29 protein-coding genes and 1 tRNA gene are annotated in these 23,246 nt (G+C 70.2%); 4 read left to right on the top strand and 26 right to left on the bottom strand.

Annotated features, from left to right (window positions below; all coding sequences use genetic code 11):
• Window positions 1-77: 77 nt before the first annotated feature.
• The 7 genes from A6A29_RS34120 to A6A29_RS34090 all read right to left on the bottom strand — a co-directional run bounded on the left by A6A29_RS34120 (window position 78) and on the right by A6A29_RS34090 (window position 7,207).
• Window positions 78-257 (bottom strand): hypothetical protein, encoded by a 180-nt coding sequence (locus A6A29_RS34120; RefSeq protein WP_073726280.1) that lies wholly within the window; start codon window positions 255-257, stop codon window positions 78-80.
• Window positions 257-4,177 carry a phage minor head protein gene (locus A6A29_RS34115; protein WP_073726278.1) on the bottom strand — a complete coding sequence of 1,307 codons (3,921 nt, stop codon included), beginning with the start codon at window positions 4,175-4,177 and terminating at the stop codon, window positions 257-259. The genes A6A29_RS34120 and A6A29_RS34115 overlap by 1 nt, the downstream gene beginning before the upstream one ends.
• Window positions 4,164-4,490 carry a hypothetical protein gene (locus A6A29_RS34110; RefSeq protein WP_073726276.1) on the bottom strand — a complete coding sequence of 109 codons (327 nt, stop codon included), beginning with the start codon at window positions 4,488-4,490 and terminating at the stop codon, window positions 4,164-4,166. The genes A6A29_RS34115 and A6A29_RS34110 overlap by 14 nt, the downstream gene beginning before the upstream one ends.
• Complete coding sequence (locus tag A6A29_RS34105) at window positions 4,483-4,665, bottom strand: hypothetical protein (protein WP_073726274.1); 183 nt, start codon at window positions 4,663-4,665, stop codon at window positions 4,483-4,485. Before A6A29_RS34105 ends, A6A29_RS34110 begins: the two co-directional genes overlap by 8 nt.
• A gap of 56 nt (window positions 4,666-4,721) precedes the next feature.
• Window positions 4,722-6,482, bottom strand: coding sequence for a hypothetical protein (locus A6A29_RS34100; protein WP_073726272.1), 1,761 nt, complete (start codon window positions 6,480-6,482; stop codon window positions 4,722-4,724).
• Window positions 6,482-6,817 (bottom strand): DUF1360 domain-containing protein, encoded by a 336-nt coding sequence (locus A6A29_RS34095; protein WP_073726270.1) that lies wholly within the window; start codon window positions 6,815-6,817, stop codon window positions 6,482-6,484. The genes A6A29_RS34100 and A6A29_RS34095 overlap by 1 nt, the downstream gene beginning before the upstream one ends.
• A 123-nt stretch (window positions 6,818-6,940) precedes the next feature.
• Window positions 6,941-7,207: a hypothetical protein gene (locus A6A29_RS34090; protein ID WP_143197134.1), complete on the bottom strand. Its 267-nt coding sequence runs from the start codon at window positions 7,205-7,207 to the stop codon at window positions 6,941-6,943.
• A 57-nt stretch (window positions 7,208-7,264) separates the two neighbouring features.
• Between A6A29_RS34090 and A6A29_RS34085 the strand changes: the two genes are divergently transcribed.
• Window positions 7,265-7,510 carry a hypothetical protein gene (locus tag A6A29_RS34085; RefSeq protein WP_143197133.1) on the top strand — a complete coding sequence of 82 codons (246 nt, stop codon included), beginning with the start codon at window positions 7,265-7,267 and terminating at the stop codon, window positions 7,508-7,510.
• A gap of 54 nt (window positions 7,511-7,564) precedes the next feature.
• Window positions 7,565-7,759, top strand: a complete 195-nt coding sequence (locus tag A6A29_RS34080; protein ID WP_143197132.1) for a hypothetical protein — start codon at window positions 7,565-7,567, stop codon at window positions 7,757-7,759.
• Between the two features lie 23 nt (window positions 7,760-7,782).
• Here the strand turns inward: A6A29_RS34080 and A6A29_RS34075 are convergent, their stop codons facing one another.
• From A6A29_RS34075 to A6A29_RS34045, 6 genes are all read right to left on the bottom strand, one after another.
• Window positions 7,783-7,986 (bottom strand): hypothetical protein, encoded by a 204-nt coding sequence (locus A6A29_RS34075; protein ID WP_073726241.1) that lies wholly within the window; start codon window positions 7,984-7,986, stop codon window positions 7,783-7,785.
• 752 nt (window positions 7,987-8,738) lie between these two features.
• A complete protein-coding gene (locus A6A29_RS34060) occupies window positions 8,739-9,164 on the bottom strand; it encodes a hypothetical protein (protein WP_073726235.1) in 426 nt (141 codons plus the stop codon).
• Window positions 9,161-9,358, bottom strand: coding sequence for a hypothetical protein (locus A6A29_RS45075; protein WP_143197131.1), 198 nt, complete (start codon window positions 9,356-9,358; stop codon window positions 9,161-9,163). Before A6A29_RS45075 ends, A6A29_RS34060 begins: the two co-directional genes overlap by 4 nt.
• A 41-nt stretch (window positions 9,359-9,399) precedes the next feature.
• Window positions 9,400-9,729, bottom strand: a complete 330-nt coding sequence (locus A6A29_RS34055; protein ID WP_073726233.1) for a hypothetical protein — start codon at window positions 9,727-9,729, stop codon at window positions 9,400-9,402.
• Window positions 9,730-9,861: 132 nt separating this feature from the next.
• Window positions 9,862-10,203 (bottom strand): hypothetical protein, encoded by a 342-nt coding sequence (locus A6A29_RS34050; protein WP_073726230.1) that lies wholly within the window; start codon window positions 10,201-10,203, stop codon window positions 9,862-9,864.
• 94 nt (window positions 10,204-10,297) lie between these two features.
• Window positions 10,298-11,842 carry a hypothetical protein gene (locus A6A29_RS34045; RefSeq protein WP_073726228.1) on the bottom strand — a complete coding sequence of 515 codons (1,545 nt, stop codon included), beginning with the start codon at window positions 11,840-11,842 and terminating at the stop codon, window positions 10,298-10,300.
• A gap of 368 nt (window positions 11,843-12,210) precedes the next feature.
• On the opposite strand from A6A29_RS34045, the gene A6A29_RS45570 reads away from it, so the two are divergent.
• Window positions 12,211-12,378 (top strand): hypothetical protein, encoded by a 168-nt coding sequence (locus A6A29_RS45570; protein ID WP_158074497.1) that lies wholly within the window; start codon window positions 12,211-12,213, stop codon window positions 12,376-12,378.
• 1 nt (window position 12,379) lies between these two features.
• On the opposite strand, the gene A6A29_RS34040 is transcribed toward A6A29_RS45570, so the two are convergent.
• The 7 genes from A6A29_RS34040 to A6A29_RS34010 form a co-directional block, all read right to left on the bottom strand.
• On the bottom strand, window positions 12,380-13,966 hold the full coding sequence (locus A6A29_RS34040) for a hypothetical protein (protein ID WP_073726226.1): 1,587 nt from the start codon (window positions 13,964-13,966) through the stop codon (window positions 12,380-12,382).
• The gene (locus tag A6A29_RS34035; protein ID WP_073726224.1) at window positions 13,963-14,604 is read right to left on the bottom strand and encodes a hypothetical protein; all 642 of its coding nucleotides are present in this window, start codon (window positions 14,602-14,604) and stop codon (window positions 13,963-13,965) included. The genes A6A29_RS34040 and A6A29_RS34035 overlap by 4 nt, the downstream gene beginning before the upstream one ends.
• Window positions 14,605-14,631: 27 nt before the next feature.
• Entirely contained in the window at window positions 14,632-15,531 is a 900-nt protein-coding gene (locus tag A6A29_RS34030) for a hypothetical protein (RefSeq protein WP_079183143.1), read from the bottom strand.
• The gene (locus A6A29_RS34025; RefSeq protein ID WP_073726222.1) at window positions 15,528-16,937 is read right to left on the bottom strand and encodes a putative antirestriction adenine methyltransferase; all 1,410 of its coding nucleotides are present in this window, start codon (window positions 16,935-16,937) and stop codon (window positions 15,528-15,530) included. Before A6A29_RS34025 ends, A6A29_RS34030 begins: the two co-directional genes overlap by 4 nt.
• A 151-nt stretch (window positions 16,938-17,088) precedes the next feature.
• Window positions 17,089-17,162 (bottom strand) — tRNA-Gly (locus tag A6A29_RS34020).
• 82 nt (window positions 17,163-17,244) lie between these two features.
• Window positions 17,245-17,739 (bottom strand): hypothetical protein, encoded by a 495-nt coding sequence (locus tag A6A29_RS34015; protein WP_143197129.1) that lies wholly within the window; start codon window positions 17,737-17,739, stop codon window positions 17,245-17,247.
• Window positions 17,740-17,813: 74 nt separating this feature from the next.
• Window positions 17,814-18,143: a PadR family transcriptional regulator gene (locus A6A29_RS34010; protein WP_198953468.1), complete on the bottom strand. Its 330-nt coding sequence runs from the start codon at window positions 18,141-18,143 to the stop codon at window positions 17,814-17,816.
• A gap of 144 nt (window positions 18,144-18,287) precedes the next feature.
• Here A6A29_RS34010 and A6A29_RS34005 point away from each other — a divergent pair, with 144 nt between their 5' ends.
• Window positions 18,288-18,497, top strand: a complete 210-nt coding sequence (locus A6A29_RS34005; protein WP_073726216.1) for a hypothetical protein — start codon at window positions 18,288-18,290, stop codon at window positions 18,495-18,497.
• A gap of 59 nt (window positions 18,498-18,556) precedes the next feature.
• Here the strand turns inward: A6A29_RS34005 and A6A29_RS34000 are convergent, their stop codons facing one another.
• The 6 genes from A6A29_RS34000 to A6A29_RS33975 all read right to left on the bottom strand — a co-directional run bounded on the left by A6A29_RS34000 (window position 18,557) and on the right by A6A29_RS33975 (window position 23,133).
• Entirely contained in the window at window positions 18,557-19,495 is a 939-nt protein-coding gene (locus A6A29_RS34000; protein WP_073726214.1) for a phosphoadenosine phosphosulfate reductase domain-containing protein, read from the bottom strand.
• Window positions 19,496-19,678: 183 nt separating this feature from the next.
• A complete protein-coding gene (locus A6A29_RS33995) occupies window positions 19,679-20,809 on the bottom strand; it encodes a hypothetical protein (RefSeq protein WP_073726212.1) in 1,131 nt (376 codons plus the stop codon).
• A gap of 77 nt (window positions 20,810-20,886) precedes the next feature.
• A complete protein-coding gene (locus tag A6A29_RS33990; RefSeq protein ID WP_073726210.1) occupies window positions 20,887-21,837 on the bottom strand; it encodes a magnesium chelatase domain-containing protein in 951 nt (316 codons plus the stop codon).
• Between the two features lie 135 nt (window positions 21,838-21,972).
• Window positions 21,973-22,296 carry a hypothetical protein gene (locus A6A29_RS33985; RefSeq protein WP_073726208.1) on the bottom strand — a complete coding sequence of 108 codons (324 nt, stop codon included), beginning with the start codon at window positions 22,294-22,296 and terminating at the stop codon, window positions 21,973-21,975.
• Window positions 22,297-22,329: 33 nt separating this feature from the next.
• Window positions 22,330-22,632, bottom strand: a complete 303-nt coding sequence (locus A6A29_RS33980) for a hypothetical protein (RefSeq protein ID WP_073726206.1) — start codon at window positions 22,630-22,632, stop codon at window positions 22,330-22,332.
• Window positions 22,633-22,743: 111 nt separating this feature from the next.
• Window positions 22,744-23,133: a hypothetical protein gene (locus A6A29_RS33975; protein WP_073726204.1), complete on the bottom strand. Its 390-nt coding sequence runs from the start codon at window positions 23,131-23,133 to the stop codon at window positions 22,744-22,746.
• Window positions 23,134-23,246 lie beyond the last annotated feature (113 nt).

The following is a 23,246-nucleotide window of genomic DNA, read 5'->3' as shown; positions in this document are numbered from 1 at the left end:
TCGGGGGTTGAATGGGGGGTGGTGGCTGCCCGTCGGATCCGGCCGAGGGTGGACCCGCCAAGCGGGCCCCACCGGGCCTACTTCGTGGCCGCCTTCGTGTTGGAGACGGCACCCTTTTCCCGGACGATGCTGCCCGGGTACCGGCCGGACACGGCCTTGCACGTCGCTTCCGATGACGGGCCGAATACGACCTTCCCAGCGCCCCCTTCGGTGACGACCTCGAACTTCTGGCGGTTCTTCGCGCAAGCGCAGCCCATCAGACTGCTCCTTCCATGACGGGGGTGGTCTTGCCGGTGGTGAGGCCAGCTCGGGCGGGCGCGATGACGGACGCGGCGAGGCGCGCCGTCTCCTCGCGGGCGAGGGTTTCGCGCTGCTCCTGGCGGCGGTCCATGGCCGCCAGGAGGCCGTCGATGAACGTGTCGCTGGACACGAGCGCCAAGGCGAGCGAGTCGGCCTCGGTGCTTACCGGCGGACGCTGTCCGGGCACTGTCCGGGCCGTGCCCGGACCACTGTCCGGACGATGTCCGGGCAGTTCAGCGGCGGTGAACGGGGCGGCGTCCACGTCCTGTCCGGACGTGTCCGGGGCCGTGTCCGAGACCTGTCCGGACAGTGTCCGGAGCCTGGCCTCCATGTCCTCGACGACGGCGGCGGACGCCGCCAGGGCGAGGTTCGACCGCTGGATCACGGCCGCAACGAGCGGCGAGGAGTGCCCGGGTACGGGCACGTCGAGGACGGCGCGGAGTTCCCAGCCGCCACCGCGCTTGCCTCGCAGGTGATAGCTCGGCTGGCACGCCCGGAACACCGTCTGGTCCCAGGCGGACAGCCAGGGAGCCCCGGCGCCGGAGAACCAGAGGCCGCCCCGGCTCATGCCGACGGTCACGATCGCACCGACCGTGCCGGAGTTGTCGAACTGGCACACCGCGGTGTCGCACTGCGCGCCGTCTCCGTCGTGGCCGACGTTCATCGTCATCGCGCCGACCTTGACGGAGCTGCCGTCGTCGAGCTGGAACCGCGCCCGCAGGAAGTGGCTGAAGTCCAGTCCTTCCCGGGCGAGCTTCTCGATCGTCAGATTGCGTCCGGGGTAGGCAGCGTGGGGCACGCCGCGTTGAGCCACCCACCCGTAGACGCGGCCGTTCGCGTAGTGGACGCCGCCGGAGTCGGTCGGCAACTCCTCGGGGGTCGGCTCGCGGAACCAATCGGCGGGCATCGGCGGAAGATCCTGCATCGCGGCCCACGCCGACGCGACGAGCGACTTCATGGCCGCCGTCTCCTCTCCATCGTCGTCTTCGCCGTCGCGGTCGCCGTCGTCGTCCATCCACGGCGGGATGATCGACGGGTCGTCGAAGGTGTCCGCGAGCCGCCCGTACAGGGCCTCCACCCGCTCCTTCACCGCGTCCAGATCCGCCTCGGGGATGTCGACACCGCCCCGGGCTCCCTGGAGCGCCGCGGCGACGGCGTACACCCCGGCGGCGACGGTCCGCAGCTCCCCGCCGATGACGTCGGCGAACGGCAGCTTGTACGCCCCGGCCGTGGCGGGGTCGGCGTCGTCGTCGCGCCACAGGAACCCGGCACCGAGCCGGTCCGGGTCCACGGTGCCGTCCTGCGTCGCCTGCTCCAGGAGGCGGGCCTTGGCCTCGTCGCCGTCCCATGGCCGGTCGCGGTCGTCATCGACCGGGAGGTCGAGCTGGCCGGACGCGGACGCCTCCAGTTCCTCATCGCTCTTGGGCTGGGGGCCGACGTACAGGCCGGGGGCGAGCCGCACGATCCGCCCGGCTTTCGCCGCACGGGCCAGGTGACCTCGGGCGGTCGCCATCTTCATGCCGAGCGCCCGGGACACGGTGCGGGCACCGACCGGTGCGGCGGACGACTTCACGAACGCCACGACCTGGAGGTGAGCGGCGGACGGTCCGCCCCCGGCCGCCAGGTCCTCGTCGCCCTGGTCGTCGCTGCTGGCCGCCAGGTCCGGGTTCGGGTCGTCGACGAGGACGATGCGGGCGGTGTCGTACGCGGGCATCGCTACGAGCGTCGCGCCCCGCACCCGCGCCCGGGTCACCCGCATCAGCAGGTCGCCGGACGACTCGCGGTGCACGACGGTGCCGTTCTCCTCGTCGTCGGGGTCGCCGGCCGCCGCCGTCACCAGAGCACCGGTCGACGTCAGCCCGAGGTGGGTCAGGGCTCGGGTCACCGCGCCTGCCTCGACCCGGCCGCCGGGTCCGGTGAGGATGCGCCCGTGCGCCCCCGTCTGGGAGAGCGACGCCCCTGCAGAAATCCACTCGGACGTCGAGGACGCGGTGAGGGAGTACGAGCCGTCACCGAGGCGCAGCACGGAAGCGTGCGGCAGTGCAGCCGCGAGGATCACCACCCCCTCTTCCTCCGCGCCGTCGTCGGTGACAATCCGATTCACGAACTCCACGGACACGTCATCCAGGTCGACGCTGACGCCGAGCGGGGCTTTCTCCTCCAGCAGGGTCAGGGCGTCGGCCCCGGCGGGGCGGCTCGGGTAGAGGACGCCGGTGCCGGGGATACGGTCGCCGTCGCGGTCGAGGGTGAGGATCGCGCCAGCCAGTTCGGCTCCCTGGTGGGCGCCGAGCATCTCGTCGGCGTACTGGAGCGGCCACGGGCCCGCACCCCAGTACAGGGCCCCGGGCCGGAACACGCGGCCGTCGCCGGTCTCCAGGTTCTCGTACACCAGGGCCGTGTCGCCCGGGGTGTGCCAGGCGCGCGGTTCCAGCGGGCTCAACGCCTCGGCGTCGGTGGGCATCGGTTCCTCCTGCGGGGCGGGGCCGAGCGGGATGTCCGTGTACTGGCCGGCGAACGCGACCCGGACCCGGTCGAAGGTGATCGGGCCGAGCCGCTCGTTCATCGCGGTCAGCAGGGACGGGCTGCTGGAGTACGCGGCGCTCACGTGCGCCTGCCACGGGCTGTGCTGGGCCGGGAGGGCCAGCTGACGGCTCGTGTTCTCCAGCGCGTAGATGGCGGCCAGGCGGGCGGACTCCAGCGGCGGGCCCTCGACGTCCGGGTCATCGCCCACAGCCCACACCCAGCACGGTTCGTCGCGGTCCGCGTTCCACTGATTGGCGCCGAAGGCCCGCCCGGCGATCGGCCGGTCAAAGCCATCCTTCAGCCGGGAGCGCAGGCTGTCGACCAGGTCGGTCCGGTACTCCTCCGGCCAGTCGGCACCCTCGCCGAGGTAGAAGAGGGTCAGGTGCAGCTCGTCGGCCGGCTCGGCACCTGGGGCGCTGAGCGCCAGGCGCTCGGCGTCTTCGACGGACGGGACGAGCGCGATCATCGCGCCGGTATGCCCTCCGGCGGCCGTCAGGGACGGGGCATGGGCATCGTTCACGCGCTTCTCCTCAGATTCCAAGACGTCAATGCGCACTGCTGTCTTCGCTTCGAAGGCGGCGCCCTGCTCTGCGGGGGCGACTGCGAGGCGGCACCGGCACTTGCAGACCTGCGCGGCTGGCGCTGTCGGGTCGCCGGGGGTCTGCATCAAGACCCCGGCGACGCTGAACGGCTCGTTGAGGAACTGGAGTTGCCCGTCGACAGCCTTGTGACTGGCGCGGACCTTCGCGTCGTGCCGGGTGACCCACTGCTTCACGAGGGGCCGGTCCGGGCCTGTCACCGCCCGCGCGGCGGCAAAGGTCGCGGTGTTCCACGCCCGGGACGCCTCGGTCTGTGCGACCCGCTGCTCCCGTCCGGGGCCGAGCTGCGCCCCGTCCCGGGCGAACGCCGCCCGCAGCCGGTCCCGCAGCTGGTCGATGCCCTCTCCGGCCTCGACACCGGTGGCGAGTTCCCTCCGGGCTGCGTCGGCGAGCCGGTCACCGACCGCCCGGAGCAGATGCTCCGTCGTGGTGACGTACTGGCCGATGCCGTCGGGGAGGGTCCCGTCGTCGTACCGGCCGGGCAGGTCGTCCCACCCGTCCGGGAGGGTGGTGCCGGTGTCCTCGGCTGCGGCCACCGCGGCGGTCTCGGCGGTCCCCAAGAGCCGCCGCACGAGGCTCCGGGTGCGGTTGCCCCACATACGGGCGAGCCGACCGACGCTGAACCTCGCGGCGACCAGCTCGGTCGCGTCGGCGACGGACGCGGCGAACTGATCGGCCGTCTCCACGAGGACCTGGGCGACGAGCTGGCCGAAGTCGGCTTCCTCCTGGTCGAGCTGGTCGTCACGCTTGCCCATCAGCAGCCTCCTTGGGAACGTCGTCGCAGTACAGGCAGTACGTCCACTGGGTGGCCTGGCGACGCCCGGTACGGGTCCGGACGGTCACCACGGACGTGACGACGGTTTCCTCCGCACCGCACGCCCGGCAGTCCCCGTACGTGGTGGTGATGGCCATGGGCGGGTTCGCCTCGTCGGCCGGGTCCGTGTACGCGTCGTCGCGCCAGGCGAGCAGCTCGTCCAGCGCATCGTGCGCAGGGCAGAGCGAGCACCAGCCCAGGACCCGGTGCGAGGCGCGAATGTGCCCCAGCGGAACCACTCCGTCGTCAGGCACGGTCGATCCTCCTCGGAGGGAGCGGGACGTCGGGGTCGTCGCACACCTCGCACCAGGTGCGGGCACCGAGCGCCGACACCCCGTCAGGGGTCAGGAGCAGCAGACAGGCGGTGAGGAGCGTCCATGCCTTGCAGACCGTGCACCAGCCGGTTTCCGGGGTGTCGGTGTGGAGCACGAACGCCGTCCACGGCGAGCGGTGTACGGGGGCGGCTTGAGGGCCGCGGGGCCGGTTCACGCGGCGAGCCCGAGGCACGGGGCGAGGACGGAGGACACCAGGTCGTAGTCGTGGCCGATCCCGGCGGCGATCAGGCCGCGTACGTAGTCGTCGAGGGACGCGGTCAGGCACTCCGGGTCGACCTGGTGGCGGCGGGCGATCTCGGGGACCCGGGCCCACGCCCCGTCGAGGAGCCGCCACCTGGTCGTCGAGTCGAAGTCGACCGGGAGCAGCGTGTGCATCGTCGCTGGGTCGACGTCCCGGTACCGGGCCCGTTCGGAGCGCGGGCAGGCGGGGGTGTTCCTCAGGGTCTTACCGGCCGCGGTGAGCGCGCTCCAGATCAGGACGTCGGCGGCATCCAGCAGTCCGGTGCGTGCCGCGGGGCCGGCTGCCGAGGCGGGCAGCGTTTCCGGCGGTGCTTCGCTCTCGTCGACCGGCAGGTCCACCTTCGGCGGCGGCGTCTCGTCGGCCTGGTCGGCGCCTTCGCCTGCGGGCTGCTTCCTGCTGTTGCGGTCGGCGATCTCCTGCTCCGAGGGGGCGTCGGAGTCGTCGAACCCTGTCTCGCGGCGGAGAGCGTCGTCGCTGATCACGCCCCTGTCGTGTGCCTGCAAGGCGGTCTCCGACCTGTTCGTACGGACACGGAGCGGGGAGGTGTCGAACCAGACGAGCCAACGGTGCCAGTCCTCGATGCCCTCCGCTTCGAGGAGTGGGCGTAACCACTGCTGGGTGAGGGCGTGGCACAGCGTCCGGAGCTTCGGCTCGATCCCGAGACGGATCGCCTCGCTGGTGAGCGCCCACTGGCCCCAGTGGTTGACGTCACCCAGGCCGAGGAGGATCTCGGCGGGGACATCCAGACCGACCGCGAACCGGCGCACAGCCTCCTCGCGGAGTTTCAGCGCCAGTTCGTCGAAGGTCGACTCGAACGACAGGTGCTTGAAGTCGGCGATGGCCTCGGCGGGGACCTCCAGGATGATCGGGACGGTCGCCGCGGCGGACTCGGGGTCACGGATCGCGGTCTCCGCGATCGTCATGAAGACCTCAAGTAGATCGTCCTCGGCGCCGTCGGCCGCGCCGCTCGTCGGGAAACGCGTGCCCTTGGGGATAAGGAGCAGCCCCCGCCCGGTGAGCCGGGACCGGGCGATGGCCTTCACGGCGGAGTTGAGGAGCAGCAGTTCCTCCAGCAGGTCCAGGGACGACCGCACGGGGCTGTCCGCCTCGATGGCGCGCTCGGGGTCCGGTTCCCACACGCGGAGCGCTACGGCTCCCTCGGTGTCGAGGGCGTCGGGGTCGCCCTCCTCGATGGGGATGTCCTCGCCATCGATCTCCGCGACGAGCTTTCCGGCCTGCTGCTTGACCTCCCTCACGGACAGGACACGCCAGTCGTGCCCGTCCTCGGGGGCGTACGGCGACAGCACCTCACTGTTAGGGCGGACGACGATCCACCCTTCGCCGGGGATCGTCAGGTGCTTCCCGAAGGCGGAGAGCATGTTGCCCTGGCCGTCGCTGCCGCCAGCGATCTGTTCGACGATCTCGGCGGCGCGGTGCCCTTTCGGTGCCTGGTCGATCGACCCGTCGTCGTCGCGGGTGCCCGCATACAGGCGGGCACCCGCCATCGCGCTACCGATCCAGGTGGCAGCGAACCGGACCTCGGGGACCTGGTGGTACATGTCGTACGCCCTGAGTTGCCAGCCCTGGGTCTTGTGCTCTTTTCCGCCTCGGATCTTCCGGCTGGTGTACCGGGACGCGGCGGCCGTCAGCGTGCGGCCGGGTTGCGCCATCAGTGGTCCTTGAGGGAGTCGTCCCAGCGGTTGATCGCGACTGCGGCGCCGGCGACGGCCAGCCACTCCAGGCCGTGGACCAGGAGTGGGGCGTCGTGCCACCGGTCGGTTGCGAGTAGGTACGTGGCGAGGACTGCGCCGGATACCCACCAGCCGGTGCAGTAGACGCAGGAGATCAGCGTCACGACCATCTCGCGGGCCTTGGACTCGGGCCGCTTCCCGAACCAGCCCTCGACCCGGTCGCGCACCAGGTCGAGGATCGAGTCATGGACGAGGAGCTGCGTCCCCCGGTATCCGGCGCACGCGAGGACGGCGAGTTCTACGAGATTGATCATGGGAACCCCGATGGCAGATCATCCGGCTGAGTGCAGCGGCGGATGATAGACCAACCCAGTGATCACTTCCCGGAGTGGTTCTCCCAGCTCAGGCCCGGTCTCTGATCACTTCGCGGGGTGGGGTCAGAACAGGACGTCGGTCTCCAGGGGTTCCGGCTCGGGTGCCGTGTCCGGGTCCGGGACGCCAAGGTCGAACACCATCTGGCGGCCGATCTCCGGCAGGTCGACGGTGCTGAGGGAATCCGAGCAGGACACGAGGGACCCGCCGGGTTCGTGGCGGGCGTTCGCGTCGTCGTGCCGCCACAGGCGGCCCTTCGTGAGAGATCCGGCCATGGGGGCGACGGCCGTGGGCCGTCGGCACTTCGGGCACTCCACGCGGGGCAGTTTCACGTTGCCAGTGTGACCGAACTGCCCAGCAAGCATGGCCCGGTTCTCTATCGTGGCAGCGTGACCGACATCAACGACACCGCCGTACGCGAGATCCTGCGCCCACACCGCGACGGCGGCCACATCAGCCGCCTGTACGCCACTGGGGAGATCACCTACGCCACGATCCCGGCGCTCGGGATGCTGGCCGACCGGCTCCACCTGGACGCGCAGGACGAGGAGTCTGACCGTCTCGACGACGTCATCGGCTACGTGCGGGAGGCCGGGGAGCGGCCCCCGGTAACCGGCTGGGTCGCCAAGCTGTAGCCATGCCCCCGGTGTGCGACGTAACTGCGACATATGCGCGGCTACGGTGCCAGCATGATCCCCGACGACGAGCACGAGCATCCGACCGGGAGCACCGGTCCGCGCGACACCCCGCCCGTGGCCGACCGCATGGCCGCCGTCCTCCAGCTCTGGGACACAACGACCTCACACCCGCGTACGGACGGCGACTACCTGGCCCTCGCTATGGACCTCCTGGCCCTCGACGAGGGCCAGGAGGAAGCCCCGTAACCGCTGGTCCGATCTGCTACAGGTCATGAGTCCTCCGGGTGTCTCACCCGGCGCTTGAGCTCCTTCTCCAGCTCGTACCGGGACAGGCCGGGAGTGGCAGCGGCGTGCTCGCTGATGGCCTGCTGCACGGCTGCGGCCGTCTCTACGGTGAGCCGCCCCTCCTGCAGTTCGGCCCAGGCGGCGCGCTCCAGGTCAATGAGGGTGTCCGGAATTTCGATCTCTGCCATGAGGTCAGCCTGCCAGACGCCTGCCAGCCGTCTTCGAGGCGCTGCGGACGGGACGCGGCACGGTGGCCCGTACGGAGCGTCGGCTGATTCCCGGGGGCGCGAGGCACTACGCGGTGAGGGCTCTCTTGTGCCCGCCGTGTTTGCCTGCTGCGTCGGCGAATGCGTCCATGGCAGCTCTCAGATCGCGGACCGCATCGTAGGGCGCCGATGGGTGCAGTAGGGCTGACTGGTGGTCTTCGGGGTCGTCGGCTTCGAGCTCGTTGAGGACGTTCGTGACGTTGGCGGCCTTTTCGAGGACCCCCCCGGGCGGCTTGGTGGACGGGGGGCGGGCCAGCTTGCCGGACGGTCCGGACTGCGGCCCTGATCGGGTCCGGACGGCCGACTGCGGCGACCAGCAACCGGAGCCGTGCCCGGTCTTCATTCGACAGGTCTGAGGGGTCGTAGCCCAGCGAGTCGATGTGCGCCTGAATCAGTTGGCGGGCGGGGCGCACCGCCTTCTCGGCCGGTGCATAGTAGCTCTCTGCGGCGTCGAGGAACGCTTTGTGAGCCTCGTGCTGGGCGCTGCGGGCTGCGGCCTCCAGTGCACCCTTGTAACCCTGCTTCGCGGCGGCCAGGGCGGCGGCTCCGCCGATGATCGCGCCGAGGAGTGCGCCGCCTGTACCGACGAGCGCGACGGCCAGTTCAATGTCCATCCGGGGATCCTCCCGGACAGTTCACAGCCTGCGACCGGATCGCGCCACGGCGCCCGGGGTCTACGGGGCGGGGGCGAGGTACAGGTCTAGCCACGGGCGAGTGCCGTACGGCAGGAGCGTCACCCCGGCGATCGACCAGTTCGACACGATGGTGCCGGTGGACTGGTACGTCATCTGCGCGCGGACGAGGTCGGTGAGCCCGACGAGCCGGCCTCCGGCGACGAGGTCGGGCAGCGGGGGCTCGCACTCCGGGATCAGGGCGTCGTCGCCCGGGGTATCCGTCCAACCGAGGACGGGCCGCATCAGCAGCCCTTCCCAGTGGACCAGGTGCCCGTCGACCCAGGCTCGGAGTACCTCGCCGACCTGCTTGCCATCGCGGATGACGGGCGCGCCCGGGGCGGTGAGGTACGGGCGGGGCCGGGTGAAGGTGACAGGACGGTTGCGCATGGGCTGGTCGAGGACGGCGGCGACGCCGGTGACGATCACGGCAGAGTCCGTTCGGTCTGGGTGAATGCTTCCGAAGGGGTCTTCGCCAGGAGCCGCCGGGGGGCCGCCGCGAGGAGGTCAAGGGCCTCCGCGGTGGTCAGGCCGGCCCGGTGCGCGACCGCGTCCAGGTCGTCCCCGACGACGCTGCGCACGTTGGCGCGGGCCATCTGCCATTCGATGTCGGCGCGCGGCACGGCCGGGAAGCCCTACTGCCGGTGCGGTGGGAGGAGTCCGCTCACGACGGGCGGCCCAGCAGGTCGACGGGCACCGGCATATGGACCACGCCCTTGTCGTAGAGGTCCCTGACGAGCCGGGCGCGGGACTCCATCCGTGCGTTCGACTCGTCGGTGCCGAGGAGGTCGGTGGCGAGCCGGGCCCCGATCCGGCGGGCCTGGTCCTCGTCCGTGATGCCCTCGGCGGCCAAGGCGTGGCCGAGGCGGTCGAGGGTCGTCTGGAGGTGGTGCACGCTGGCCGCGTACTCGGGGTCGTGGAGCGCAGCATGGTGGGCGTCCGGGTTGGCGTCCAGGTGGGCTCGGAGGAACTGCTCGCCGTCGAGAAGGGGCATGGTCGCAGCTTCTCACGTACAGCCCCTGTCTCGCGGCCTCTCGGATCGGCTGCCGGTCGCGGCGCCGTGCTTCGGTGGTCGAACGGGCACAGCCAGCCGGACGGCTGCCCCGCCACCTGGAAGAGGCGGGGCCTATCCCGCGACTACATCATCGACCGGGAGATCGAGTTCGCCCGCCGGCGTCCGCCAGATCAGTTTGAGGTAGTCCATACGGCGCCCGGAGCAGCTGACGTCGACGTCGGCGCCCGTCACTTCGTATGGTGCGGTGCCCGGCTGCTCGATCCGGGCGGAGGCGGTGGGCCAGGGGATGTCGGGCAGTTCGGGCAGCCCGGCCCAGATGTAGCCGCTGAACTCCGCGTAGCCCGGACCGCCGCTCGCCGGGAGTGCGGGACGGTGGAGCTCGGGGCCGTACACGGTGATCGTCGGGCCGCCCGTGAACTTCACGAGGGCCAAGTCTTCTTCGGGGTGGGGCACGTGGATCGTCCTGTCTGGTCGTCAGGGAGTCGTAGGGCAGGGGCGGCTGGTCCGCCGGGGCCAACCGTGCGGCGCAGCCCCGGCGGACCGGCCGTCAGGCGGACAGGCCGGGCACCCCGTCAACCGACGGGCCGGGGGTCAGGTACTCCTGCAACGCCCGCATCCGCCACCGCTGTGACGTGTCCGGGGAGTCCGTGTCGCGCCGCTGGGCGGACGTCATGTGCGCGGTGGTCAGCTCGATGACCCAGTCGTCGACCCGGTGAAGTTCCTCCAGGGCGTCCAGTGCCGTACGCGCCTGCATCCGCTCCTCGCTGCCCTCGGCGGCGGCCAGGCGCATCTCGTTGAGGGCGTCCATGATGCAGACCATCCCGATGTGCAGGAAGTCGCGGTACTTCTGCCCGCCTTTCGCCAGCCGGGCGGCGGCCTGCTCGGCGGTGAGCGTGCCGCGGCTGCGGGCGGCGAGCGCGGCCGCCAGGACCTGCTCCTTCTGGCGGCGCCGCTCGACGTGGCGGGCGGACCGCTCTGCGTACGGCTCCTCGGGGTGGCAGCCCGCCAGGGCCCGGCCTTCCTGCGTCCAGTCGTGCCGCCAGGTGTCCGGGTGGTGCGGGCCCCAGGTCTCGGCGAAGGTGTACGGGCCGCCGGTGCCTACGCGCAGCAGGGTGGCGGCGAGGCCCGTCGAGTTGCGGCCGCCGTCGAACCAGCCGAGCGTCGTCCAGCGGCCGTCGGTCTCGGACCAGACTCGCAGGTCGTAGGTCGGCGGGTGCTGCTCGTCCGGGAACCAGTCCGGCTCTGGGGTCGGCTCGGTCGAGGCGGGGCGGCCCGGGGGCCAGGTGTCGTACGGCAGGCGGGGCACCACCGGCCGGTCCGGATCGGCGTCGGCCCCGTGGAGCCGTTCGGGCAGGGTGCCCCACCGGTCGGTGGTGGAGTGCTTCCAGACCTCGGCCCGCAGATCGCCGCAGTCGCCGCCGGCGGGACGCTCCGGCGTCCTCAGCCGGTGGGCGACCGCTGTGTCCGCCAGGAGGACCGCCTTGTCGAGACGGTCGCACCAGGCCCGCGTCCACCAGCTCGGGGAGCCGCCGAAGTGGTCCTCACCCAGGATGCCGTCCGGCACGGTGTAGACCCGCACCTCGTACGGCAGGTCAGGGCTGGGGCACACCGGGCCGAGTCCGCCGGGAAAGTCGCCCGGCTGTTCCACCGACCAGCCGTTGTGGACGTAGCGCCAGTAGGGCTCCCGGTTCGAGTGCCAGACCACGGGCCACAGGGCCGCGACCTCCACCCGCCCGTCGTCCAGGCGGTGCGGCACGGGCACCCGCGTGCCCTTGGCCATCACCCCGGTGCAGTCGCGTACCTCGCGGATGACGACGCCGTCGGCGGCGGGCTCGGTCACGCCCCACCGGACGCCGTCGTCGCGCTGGACCATCGAGTGCCGGACGGCCTCATCCCAGACCACCGACACGGGCACGATGCCGTGCTCGGCGACGACGCCGGACAGGGCGGCCACGACCAGGTCGTCCCACTCCGGCGAGGCCGGGGCGGGGCTGGCGGGTTCGGTGTTGCGCAGAGCTTCGGTGAACTTCTCGCCCTGGCGCGCGGCGAGGCGGGCGCGCTTCGAGGCGGTCGACTGCTTCTTCGGCGACATGCGTACTCCAGACTCAGCGGTCTCCCACGCTCCCGCCGGCCGTATGTACGTCGGGGCCGATCCAGGACAGAGCAGTTGCTGAACTCGCGGGCCCCGAGAGACCTTGACCGACTGTGTCCCGTGCGGCGTGGGCGCCGGGGCGGCGGTGATCGGCAGTACGCGTCTAGCCGTATCTGTCCACGGTAGCCACTCAAGGGCTGCACGGGGCAGGTTCACGCCATATACGCCCTCGGGTCACTTGAGGCAGCCAGAGGCCGATGCTGGCCCGCTTCCTGGGGCGATATGCACGTCGCCCACGTAGATCCGAGCGGATCAGGGCTTCAACCCTTTGACGCGTACCTCGGTTATCCCCCGCTTAGGATCGGCCCGTGAACCGTGACGAGCTACTCGCCGCCCTCCGTACCTCGGACACCGGCCTCGTGGCCACCGTGCACGAGGACGACGACGGCATGCACATCCTGTTCCGCCACCCCGAAGACGACCGGTGCGCGGGCGGCGGCAAGTTGTTCGTGCCGTGCGCCGTCCTCGGCAGCTGACCTATTTCCCGATCCGCCGCCCGTACAGGCCGGCCGCCTGCGACGACGGGCGGCCGAGGCTACCTGTGGTCGGTGCCGTCGGCTTCGGCGCATGGACGATCGCGCCCTTGTTCGCTTCGGGGATCAGTCCGTACACGAGGATCACCGAGGCGTCGATCCGGCCCGGACTGTCCGGGTCGGTGTCCTGCCACGTCGCCCACTCGTTTTCGAGATCCGTGAACGCGCCGCGCAACCGGACCCGGTCCTGGACCATCTGCTGGGCCACCGGCGCCGCGCGCAACAACTTCCCCTGCTTTGCCCTCACCGGATCGATCAGCGGCATCAGCACGTTGTTCGGGATCACCCCGTCCCGCTGGAGGGTGTCCCAGGACGTCTGGAGGGCGAGGACGGCCATGTCCCGGCCAAAGTTCCACTCGACGTAGATCACCGAGGCGTTCGTCTCGTGCGCGAGGAGACAGGCCGCGGTGGACCACTCCGCCGACGACATCGCCGCAGACCTGTCGTGGGTGATCCACACCCGCTTGTCGTCACCGAGGAACCCCCCGACCACACCTGCGGTATCGCGGCCGCCACCGGACGGGTCGACCGCGACGGCGACCTTCTGCGGTACGACGGACAGGCCGGGGTCGCGGATCATCCGCAGCAGATCCCTCGACACCAGCGCCCCTTCGGACGGCTGCGGGTCGCCCTGCGCCATGGCGTGCCAGTCCCTCACGTCCGACGTCGCCTTGACCTCCGCCCACCACGCCAGCAGCTTCCGCCGGTTCCTCGTCGGGATCTTGGGGTGTGGCAGCGGGTCACCGTCCTCTCGGCCGAGCGGGTCCGGCCCGAACTTCGACGGGTTCGCGATGGCGGGGAGATGGACCACCTTCCACCGCCCGCCCTCCTCCAGCCGCCCCTCGTCCTGGAGGCGGCGTCCGGCCCAGTCGTCGGGATGCCAACGCGTCTGGATGCCCACCACGGCGTTCCGGTCCGGCTGGAGGCGCTTTGTCGCCGCCGACGACCACCAGTCGTGGACCTGCTGCCGTGACGCCGGCGACTCCGCATCAGCCCGGTCCTTGTGCGGGTCGTCGACGACCAGGACGTTCACGTCGAACCCGGTCAGGCCGGACCCGATCGACACCGAGCGGACACCGCCACCGGCCGTCAGTTCGTAGTCGTGAGCCGCCCCCGACCCCGCAAGGATGTCCAACCCGTACTCGCTGCCGTGCTCGGCGATGTACCGGCGGATCATCTTTCCCCGCCTGAGCGCCAGGTCATCCGAGTACGAGGTGACAGCCACCCTGTCCTCACCGTGGAGGCACAGCCACCAGAACGGGAACCACTCCGCAACCGTCGTCGACTTCCCCACCTGCGACGGGGTGAAGATCATCAGCCGGTTGTAGTCACCCCGCTCCAGCCCCACCAGTGCCTCGCTGATGACGGTCAGGTGCGGGCGCGTCCGGTACGTCGCATCCAGCCCCCGGGCCAGAGTGACCGGGTCCCGGACGAGGTCCTGCCCGACCGCCCGCTGCGCAGCCTGGAGCCGCGCGTACACCGCGACGTCGTCCAGGTGCTCCAGCTCGTCGACGAACGGGCTGGCCGTCATGAGCCGTCGCCTCCTTCCTCACCGTCGTCGTGGCCCGAGTCGTCGAGGTATTCGTCTTCGTCATCCTCCCCGTTGACCGCCCTCAGGCGTCGGTCGACCGACGCAGTCAGGTGAGCGAGCCTCACCCGCCGCTGCTCCGGCGGCATCTCGGCGAACTCCGTCAGGTGCACCGCCAACGGGCCTCCGCCCTGGCCGGTGATCGCGATCGTCGCCGCCGGGTCCCCGAACAGGGCACGCCGATGCCGCATCGCCACGTCCATCAGCTTGATGAAGTCACCGTTGGTCAGACTGTTCGCGTCCAGCGAGCCGAGCCGCTGGGCCAGCTTCCCCACCGCCGCACCGAGGATTTTCGCGTCGTGCTCGGCCGCTTTCCGCCGCTCCTCGACCCACAGCGCGTCGTACTCCCGGTCCTGTTGCCGGTCGTACGCCTCGACCCTGTCCCGCCACTTGAAGGCCGCCGCAACTTCGCGCACGTAGCCAGGGGCCAGTGCCAGACTCTCGGCAGACCGTGCCAGGGTGCGTTTGCGGCCCTGGTCGCGGTAGTCGCAGAACTGTGTGTAGCGCTTGGGGGACTCCTTGGGCTGGCGTTCCCAGGGGTCGAGGGCGTGGGCGAGGTTGATCGGTTTGATGTTCGTCATGGGTTGGGGTCCCTACGTGCCGGGTTGCTACGCGGCGGGGGTGTCGAGGTAGGTGCGGGCCCAGTGCTCCAGCATTCGGTGGCGGTGCTCGGAGGGGACGTCTCCCCTGGCGACGGCCTGTTGGAGGGCGCGTTCTACGACGGCGGCGGCCTTGGTGGGGATGGCCTCGGTGTGGAAGAGGGTGAGGAGGGGGGCCATGCCGTGGTGGCGCGGTTCGCCCGTGTCCTTGTCGAGCCAGCCGTCGGTGAGCTGGGCGGCGTTGTCGGTGAACGCCTTGAGGATGACGCCGAGGGCGGTGGCGACGTTCGTGACGTCGTAGCTCTTGGACGCGAGGTCGAGTGCGGCCATGGTCTGGTCGTACTGGCGGAGCTGGGCGACCCATGCAGCGTCGGCGGAGGCGGAGAGGGCGAGGGCGTCCTTGATGACCTCCTGGGCGTCCTTGAGGTCGTCGGGGAGGAACACGATCGCCAGCGTCTGGAAGGTGAGGTTGGCTTCGCCGAGGCTGGGGCTGTCGAGTTCGGCGAGGAGTTCCAGGGTGGCGTCGTCAAGGCCGGCGTACTGGCGGAGGTCGAGGTCGTCGATCTGCTCGTACAGGGTCTTGAGGATCGCCGGGTCGTCCTCCCCTGCGATGCTGTTGTGGGACAGCTGGATCGCGAGGCGCTGGGACCCGGTGAGCGGGTCGCTGGTCTCCAGCCAGGTGATCTCCTCGATCCCGGCCTCCATCGCGGCCTTGGTGCGGTGGTTCCCGGACAGGACGATGCGGTCGCCGGTCTCCACGTCGTGCCAGACGAACGGGGTCGACGTGAGGGCTTCGTCGCGGCGGAGGTTCGAGACGAGCTGCTGGTACTGCTCGTGGCGCATGAACCGCGCGTTGAGGTCGAGGAGCTTGAGGGTACGGGGGTCGCCGGTCTGGATGTCGATCTTCACTTTTTCACGTCCTTGCCGTAGCGCTTCTTCCACTCGCGGAGCACGTCAGCGAGCGGCCTGCCGGAAAACGGGGCCCCGTACTGGAGCTGGTACTGCTGGGCGTAGTACGAATCCGTGGGGTCGATGCCCTTCGCCCAGTCCTCCTTGAGAACGTCCTTCTGATCACGCTTGAGGAGGCGGAGCACGCCGCGGTACTTCATCGACACGGGGCGCTTCGTGAACGCCGTGGTGGCGAGGGACTGGTAGCGGCGGTGCCCGTACCGCCAGGTGAGGAGCTGCGCCTCGCGACTGATCGCGGCCATGACGATGAGCTTCGACAGCTTCGCGTACCGGCTGGTGCTGACCGGGAAGTCGGACAGCATGTAGACGGTGGGCTGCTGCGGCAGGTGCGCCCCCCAGTTCCCCAGGGTCGGCGCCCACGAGTACGCGAAGACGCCGACGAGCTTCTGGTCGACGAGGACAGCGACGCCCAAGCTCTCACTGCCGGGGCGGATGTTGGCGTTCATGTACGCCGAGCGGAGCGCCGCGAACTGCCCTCCGGTGAGGACGGCCAGGGTGATGTCGCTGCCGATCTCCTCGTCCGCGAGGTGCGGACCGGGCCACGGCTCGGTGCGCTGCCGCGGTTCGACCAGGCGCATCGGCCCGGAGTTCGCGTACACGTAGATCGGGATGCCGCGGTTCGTCGTCCGCGTCCGCCCCCGGAGGAACTCGGACAGTTCCGGGACCTCTTCGTTGGTGCCGAGGAGCCAGTGCTCCCGGTCCGTGATTCGGTTGATCAGGTACTCAAGCTCCGCGTCCTCCATGATCGTGAACTCGGGGGGAGTCCACTCGAACATCTCCTCCAGCTTCGCGAAGTCGCGGACGAACGCGGCACCGGCACCGTGGAACGGCGGGTATGAGACGACGCCGGCACCGTCGGGGATCGTGTCGACCCACGTCAGGGCGTCCTCGCAGGCGTACGACTCCAGCTTGAGGACTTCTGCGGCGGCGAGGATCTTCGTCATGGTCTTCGCGTGGAGGTCGGGCCACTGCTGCTCGTACGCCCGGCGCATTTTGTCCCAGTACGGGTTCGACTTCTTCCCCATCAGCGGGGCAAGCCGTGTGCACAGCAGCATCGTCGCGAGCTGCTTCTCCGGGGTGGTGTGCTCCTCGGTGATCCACGGGAACTCGGCCAGGGCCGGTTCCGTGAGGACGAGAGGCATGGGGTCGCCGGCGAGGTACCGACCGATCGCGGTCGAGTACATCAGCACGTCGCAGGAGTGGAGCTTCTTCCCCACCGACGCGAGGGTCTTCTCTACGGTGAAGTTGCCGCAGCACACGTTGTAGACGTCGGTCACGTCCGTCCACAGCGAGACGTGTTCTCTGACGATGCGGCACATATCGGAGGGGATCGAGCCATGGAACATCGCGGCGGCTCCCAGGGGGTTTGTGGGCCGGGGTCGGACGGGCGGGGATAGTAGCCCAAGGTGACCTGTCCGTCGCGGGGCGTTGTCGCAGGCCAGGGCCCGGGAACGGCGAAGCCCCCGCCGGCCGTCGGGCCGTGCGGGGGCTTCATGGTGGAGCGTCAGCCCGGATTTGAACCAGGACCTCCCACCCGGAAGGTGGGCGCGCTGCGTTTGCGCTACTGACGCCTGCGTCCGGCTACGCCGCTGTGCTGGAGCAGCCGGTCACGCAACGCACTCTACAGCAACACTCCGTAATGGAATTGAAGAGCTAGGTCACCAGCTTGCCGAAAAGCTCGCGAAGGCGGAGAGACGTTCCGGATTTGACGGCCATGCGCAGCACCTCACGAGCAAACCGGTCAGCCTCCACCGGCGCCAGAGTCGCCATCTCCGCCCCCCATTCCTGGCGGTAGCGCTCCCGCTCCCCCCTAGGCAGGAAGCAGAGCGAAAGGTTGACATATCGCCGCGCGACTCGATGGGCCCGAAGCTCCACGGAACGCCGCTGATCCGCCGCGCGCATCTCTTCGGCGCTGTCGAGCAACCTGCATTTCACGAGCCACTCGAAGCCCGCAGAGCTGAGTCCGCGCATACGGGAGTTCCGGCGGAGCTCAGCGCAGGCCTCGGCGGCCGTGGGCCGCCGACCGTGGCGCTTCGCCGCACCATTTAATGCCTCATCAAAGTAAGCGAAGATCAACTGCGCGGACGGGCCTTTCGCAATGTCCTTCTTCTGTCTCGCCGCGTGCTCAACGATGCCCACGACAGTCATGGGTCGACGATGGCGGCGGCGCGGGCTACAGCGCATTCGATAACCGAGGAGCTTGTACCCGGCGTGAGTTGCGTTCACGTGAGCCCGCCCTCGGGCCGGAGGGTTGCGCCGCCCGAACGCCTGCGACCCTTCGCCTTGTCGAGCGCCAGCGGCACAGCCTGCGCACCCTTTTCGCTCAGCCGGTAGTAGCGGCGCGCCGGCCGCCCCTCGGCGTGCTTGTCGATGTCTTCCCAGCGGCTCTCCAACCACCCGCATCGCTCCAGCCGGATCAGGATCGGATAGATGGACCCCGGGGCCAGCCCTGCGGCCTCGCTCACTTCCAGCCCGTAGTGCTCGTCCGCCGGTCTCGCCATAAACGCCGCGAGAACGGCCCGAGTGGGCATCGTCATCCTCGGTTCACCCATACCGCAACTCTACATAGCTATACGAAGAAGGCCCTACCCCTATGTCGAGATAGACACAGTCCCCTATGAGTAGTAAGACTATGCGCCACGGTGGGTCGGCGCGTCGCCAGGGTGGTGACGGCCTCTGCCGGGATTGGGTAGGTCATGGCCGTTTGGTCCCTCGTGGTTCTGGTTTGCGCCGTCGGCGTGCTGCTCTCGGTCGTCGCCGGCGGGGTCGCCGCCGCGCTCCCCGACGCCTCCGCGAACCACTGGTCGGACCGGTGCCGCCGCGGGTTCAAGGCATTCCTCGCCTCGATGACGCTCTACATCGCGTTCGTGCTGATGGTGCTGGCGGTCCGCGCCGGGCTCGCCTGACCGCGCGTAGTCCCCGTCGGGTCACGCCGACGGGGACTACGCGCGGTGAGGGAGATGACCTACCCCTGCCAGCAGGCGACCGCGGCGATAGCGGGCGACGCCTCGGCCTCCGCGATGATCTCCGCCATGGACAGGTCGGCCTTGAAGCGGTGCCCGATCCTCTCCTCCAGGGCGGCGTATCGGGCGGCCAGTTCGGGCCGGAGCTGGGCGGCGCGGACGAGCGCCGACCGGGACGCGAGGACGCAGAACACGCAGGAGAGCCGGGGCATCCCGTCCTGGTAGGCGGGGTGGATGCGCAACCCGGAGGGGCGAACGGCCGCCCATACGTCGCTGGTCGACCAGGTGTGAACCGGCAACCAGGTGTCGACGTGGCGCAGGGTGTTCGACGCGCCCCACCCGGTCTTCGCGTGCTTCGGGACGGGCAGGCCGCGCGCTTCGTGGTCGTCGGCGATGGCCCGGCGCGGGGCGCAGTACGAGCAGGGGCATGTGTACGCGCTGTCGTGGGAGAAGGAGAGGAGCCGCCTGCGGGCCGGGGACTCGTCCGCGCGCAGGCCCATGACGTTCAGGATGTGCACCCGGCCCGGGTGCCCTTCGGCTTCGGCTTCCCGGACCAGGCGGGTCATCAGGCGCCGGACCGGGCCCCGTTTGAAGTCGGACGTGCACCATCGGTTGTCGGCGCTCGGGAACATGCCGCGCTCCTCGATCCGGTCGATGAGCCCAGCCCCGGTGCGGGCGACGACCTCGAACCGCAGGCCGTAGACCGCGGCGTGCTCGGCGGCCAGCTCGGCGGTGCCCTCCCACTCGGCGTCTCCGAGGTCGGCGTGGACGACGACGATCCGGTCCACGACGCCGGCCGCGCGGGCGTGCCGCATCAGCTCGACGAGCATCGCCTGACTGTCCTTGCCGCCGGACAGGTTGGCGAGGATCCACCGGTATCGGGTGAGGTCGGGGACCTCCGGGGCGAAGCCGGGAAACTCGATCTGCCCGATGCTGACCATGGGGATGCCTTCCGGGGGGAGGGAGAGGGGCGGGGAATCTACGTCCGGGGTGCCGCTGGGAGGGCCTGTGACCGGCGCGTTTGCCGTGCTTGAGGGGTGATGTTCAGGCGGTGGTGACCGGCTGAGAACGCCTGTGAGGCCGCGACCGAGGGGTTCGATCGCGGCCTCACAGGGAGCCGGGGGCTACAGGGCGGGCGGGAACTTCACGCTGAACAGGTCGGAGCCGAGCTCCAGCCATCCGGTGTCGGTGAGCACGTCCATGTCCCGGCCGAAGGCCAGCGTGTCAGCGAGGAAGGCGTTGGCGTTCAGCCGTGTCGTGTACTGGAGTTCCGGGCCGCCTTCGGTCCACAGGGTGCTGTCCTTCGAGGTGACCGCGATGAGGGCGAGGTCGCTCGGGCGGATCGTGATGCCGACCGCGGTGGGCAGGTCGTCCCGTACGAGCTGCGCGATGACGGCGAGCCCGGCGGTCTGGACCATGTCCCGCGCGCGCTGGGCCTGGTAGGAGGCGTTCTCGAAGACGTCGTAGACCCGATCCCGGCTGCGGTCCCGGGCGGGCTCGTGCTCGGACGCAGCCTCGGCGGGCTCGGGCGCGGCCGGGGCGGGCTCGGCGTCGGCCTGGTCCTCGTCGTCGGGCTGCTGGTCGTCGGGGCTGGGGGCGTCGAGGGAGCCGCCGCAGACCGTCCAGGTGTTCAGCAACTCCCGCACGGCGGCCAGGGCATCGCTCTCGGTCTCGTACCGGCCGTCGACGACCGGGTTGCAGGTGCAGCGGATGTGGAGCAGCCCGGCCCGGAGGGTCTGGAGGTTGACGTGGTTACCGGCCTCGACCTCGTACAGGGCGCGGGTGTGCGGGTCGCGCGTGACGTACCGGGCGGGCCTGCCGTCTTCGCTGGCAGCCAGGCGGACGTAGTGCCCGACGCGTTCCCGGGTGACGACGAGCGTGACTTCGCTGGTCACCTCGATCTCGTACGGGGGGACTTCCTCGAGTCCGAGGACGTTGACGCGGCGTCGTCCGATCTCTGCGGCCTGGATCTTGCGCTGCCTGGCGATCTCCAGGAGCGCGAGGCCGACCGCGACCCTCCTGCTGGGGCCGGTGCCCCAGACCCGGCGGTCGCCGTTGACGTCCCGGACCTCCCATTCGCCGCGGGTCCGGTAGACCGCCATCTCCCAGTCGGGGAGGTTGGTGTGCGCGGGGGTGTCCTCCGGGACGCTGCCGGGGACGGTGAACAGGTAGCCGCGCCGGGCGAACGGCACGTGCTCGGCGAAGCGGTCCGGGCCGTACGCGGTGAACTTCGTGATCTCGGCGGTGACGCTCATGGTGGTGCCTTTCGTGGCGGTGCGAGAAAGAAGTGAAGGGGCCGGGCGGCCCGCGCAGGGGCCGCCCGGTATGCCGGTCAGGTCTGGGCGTCGACCTGGTCCTTGTCGCGCAGGGTGCGCGCGGTCGGGGGCCGGTGCGGGGCGGTGACGCCCCGGTCGCAGTGGGCGCAGCCCTGGTGGTGCCAGTGGCCGGAAAGCATGGCCACCACCTCGTTGAGGCTGCTCGCGCCGATGATCCGAGCCCCGGTGTGCTTGAGGTCGGCCACCGCGGCGTCCGGGACAATGACGGTCGTGGTGCCGCCTTCCGCGAGCCTGCGAACCGTGGAGGGCAGGCCGTACGGGGTGCGGAGCCGCCCGTCGAGCCGGAGCTCGGCGACCAGGGCCGCCCCGTCCAGGCACTCGGCGGGGATCTCGCCGGCTGCGGCGAGGACGGTGACCGCGATGGCGAGGTCGAGGCCGCTGGCGCCGATGCTGGTGACGTTGTCCTCGCAGATGTCGGCGGTCGCCTGGACGAGGACGTTGGCCAGGGGCCAGTCCAGGCCGCTGTTTACGATCCCGGCACGTACGCGGTCGCGGGCACAGTTGGAGCCCATGCTCCCCACGGGCAGGCCCTCCAGGTTGAAGCGGTGGGTGCCGCGGACGACGGACGCGGTGATCTCGTACCGGGAGTCGCGGGTCGCGGCGGTGGTGGTGGCCTTCCCGTACGGATTGGTCTGCTCGACCGAGGGCTCGTCCGCGTTGTAGGCGTCGAGATTGCTGTTGACGGCCAGGGCGAAGTCCTCGTCCCCGTACCGGTCGCGGAGGGTCGCGAGGAGCTGGTCGACGGCCTCACGTGCGGTGCTGGCGTACTCGGTGTGGACGGAGCCGAAGGCGTCCATGGCGTCGACCCCGATCTCTTCGAGCGCAATGGCCCGCATCCCGGGGTCGGTCGGGGCGGGGGCCACGTCCCACAGGCGGTAGCTGCCGCCGCATTCCTGGCCGACGATGATGAACTCGCGGGTGCTGGTGGTCGGTTCGGTGGTGCTCACGCGTTCCTCCGGTGATCAGAAATGGGGGTACGGTGGGCCCTGCTCTCCTGGCGGGTCGCAAGGCCCATGACTGTCGGAGTGCACTGGCGGCCGGTGGGATTCCCATCGCTTACGCGGCCCACCGGCCGCCGCCAGCTAGCAGACCTTCGTGTACGTGCAGGTCTGGGTGCGGTAGCGGTTCGCCTTGGTCGGCCGGTCGCAGCTGAGGGTGATGACGGAGTCCGCCGAGGGCTCGTGCTGCTGGACCAGGCGCATGGACTCCTGGAGCTGGATCCGGATGAACGCGCGGACGTGGACGCCGGAGAGGACTGATTCTCGGACCGCGTCCGGCTGCCCGATCTCCTTGACGATCAGCACCTCGCTGTAGGTCGCGCGGTCGTCGACGACCAGCTCGCGGAGCGCGTCGCTCACGTCGTCGATGGTGTGGCCTGGGATGGTGTGCCGGATCTTGCGTCGCATGGTGATCCTTAGTGGTGGTGGGGCCGGGGTGGTTCAGGCAGCGGTGAAGACCTGGCGGTCCTCCGCGCCGGTGTCCGGGTCGATCGCCCAGCAGGTGATCCGGCCGGTGTCGTCCTGCTCGATTTCGTCGTCGATGCTCTTGAGGAGGGCGGCGATCAGGCCGGGGACGGACGTCCCGGGGAGGGTGCTGGTGTCCTCGCGGGTGGGGCGGCCGGGCTCGGAGTGGGACATGCGGACCTTGTAGGTGGCGTCCTTGTTGACCGTGATGCTGGCGGCCGCCGCCTTGGCGTCCTCGGCTCGCTCGGTCGCGTTCTGGGTGCGGATGGTGGCGCGCATGGGGGGCCTCCCTGGGTGGGTTGGGTGGTGAGTGGATCTACTCCCATTTTTTCCTTAGTGAGTTTAGGTAAACCCATTGAGGAAAGTGGGATAAGGGTTCACTCGTGCGGGTCAGAAGCTGACCTGGGGCTGCTCATCGACCGCGACCGACAGTGCGTAGCGCTCCGCGTGGCGCGCGCTCTGGAAGTCGCCGCGGAGCCAGCGATTGAGCATCAGCTGCTGGTTCGCCTCACTCAGCCTGGCGAAACATCCGGCGAGGTCGACCGGCAGGAGCCCCTCACGGACCGCACCCTTGCCTGCGTCGACCAGATCAAGGAGGGCGAGACAGAGGTCCACCCGATCCCAGGACGTTCCGCCGAGTCCGGCGATCTCCCGGGCGCTGTATCCGGCAGCGACCAGGATGCCGAGCACTCGGGCCTCGCGTAGCGGATTGCTCTGGCGCTTCGCCGCTTCCTGAGTGATGGCGGCCGCGATATGGGCGGGGATCAACTTGGCAGTCACTTGGCCCTCCGTGGGCTGTTCCGGGTGATTCATGGCGTGTTATTGGTTGGTCACTATGCCTAACGCGTGGCCACCCTGGGGGTACCGGGGGCACCCCCAGGGATCGAGGAGTT

Source organism: Streptomyces sp. TSRI0281, assembly GCF_001905125.1.
Taxonomy (GTDB): domain Bacteria; phylum Actinomycetota; class Actinomycetes; order Streptomycetales; family Streptomycetaceae; genus Streptomyces.
This window is presented reverse-complemented; position numbering and strand designations above follow the sequence as displayed.

What these genes read in the sequence shown, in the direction of transcription:
- A6A29_RS34035 (WP_073726224.1), bottom strand. Translation starts at nt 14,604, where the DNA reads ATGACGAACATCAAACCGATCAACCTCGCCCACGCCCTCGACCCCTGG.
- A6A29_RS34115 (WP_073726278.1), bottom strand. Translation starts at nt 4,177, where the DNA reads ATGGGCAAGCGTGACGACCAGCTCGACCAGGAGGAAGCCGACTTCGGC.
- A6A29_RS34040 (WP_073726226.1), bottom strand. Translation starts at nt 13,966, where the DNA reads ATGACGGCCAGCCCGTTCGTCGACGAGCTGGAGCACCTGGACGACGTC.
- A6A29_RS33995 (WP_073726212.1), bottom strand. Translation starts at nt 20,809, where the DNA reads ATGAGCGTCACCGCCGAGATCACGAAGTTCACCGCGTACGGCCCGGAC.
- A6A29_RS34075 (WP_073726241.1), bottom strand. Translation starts at nt 7,986, where the DNA reads ATGGCAGAGATCGAAATTCCGGACACCCTCATTGACCTGGAGCGCGCC.
- A6A29_RS33980 (WP_073726206.1), bottom strand. Translation starts at nt 22,632, where the DNA reads ATGCGCGCCACCATCCGCACCCAGAACGCGACCGAGCGAGCCGAGGAC.
- A6A29_RS33985 (WP_073726208.1), bottom strand. Translation starts at nt 22,296, where the DNA reads ATGCGACGCAAGATCCGGCACACCATCCCAGGCCACACCATCGACGAC.
- A6A29_RS34005 (WP_073726216.1), top strand. Translation starts at nt 18,288, where the DNA reads ATGGCCGTTTGGTCCCTCGTGGTTCTGGTTTGCGCCGTCGGCGTGCTG.
- A6A29_RS34045 (WP_073726228.1), bottom strand. Translation starts at nt 11,842, where the DNA reads ATGTCGCCGAAGAAGCAGTCGACCGCCTCGAAGCGCGCCCGCCTCGCC.
- A6A29_RS34025 (WP_073726222.1), bottom strand. Translation starts at nt 16,937, where the DNA reads ATGTTCCATGGCTCGATCCCCTCCGATATGTGCCGCATCGTCAGAGAA.
- A6A29_RS34000 (WP_073726214.1), bottom strand. Translation starts at nt 19,495, where the DNA reads ATGGTCAGCATCGGGCAGATCGAGTTTCCCGGCTTCGCCCCGGAGGTC.
- A6A29_RS34095 (WP_073726270.1), bottom strand. Translation starts at nt 6,817, where the DNA reads ATGATCAATCTCGTAGAACTCGCCGTCCTCGCGTGCGCCGGATACCGG.
- A6A29_RS34015 (WP_143197129.1), bottom strand. Translation starts at nt 17,739, where the DNA reads ATGACTGTCGTGGGCATCGTTGAGCACGCGGCGAGACAGAAGAAGGAC.
- A6A29_RS34010 (WP_198953468.1), bottom strand. Translation starts at nt 18,143, where the DNA reads ATGGGTGAACCGAGGATGACGATGCCCACTCGGGCCGTTCTCGCGGCG.
- A6A29_RS34055 (WP_073726233.1), bottom strand. Translation starts at nt 9,729, where the DNA reads ATGCCCCTTCTCGACGGCGAGCAGTTCCTCCGAGCCCACCTGGACGCC.
- A6A29_RS34100 (WP_073726272.1), bottom strand. Translation starts at nt 6,482, where the DNA reads ATGGCGCAACCCGGCCGCACGCTGACGGCCGCCGCGTCCCGGTACACC.
- A6A29_RS34080 (WP_143197132.1), top strand. Translation starts at nt 7,565, where the DNA reads ATGATCCCCGACGACGAGCACGAGCATCCGACCGGGAGCACCGGTCCG.
- A6A29_RS34120 (WP_073726280.1), bottom strand. Translation starts at nt 257, where the DNA reads ATGGGCTGCGCTTGCGCGAAGAACCGCCAGAAGTTCGAGGTCGTCACC.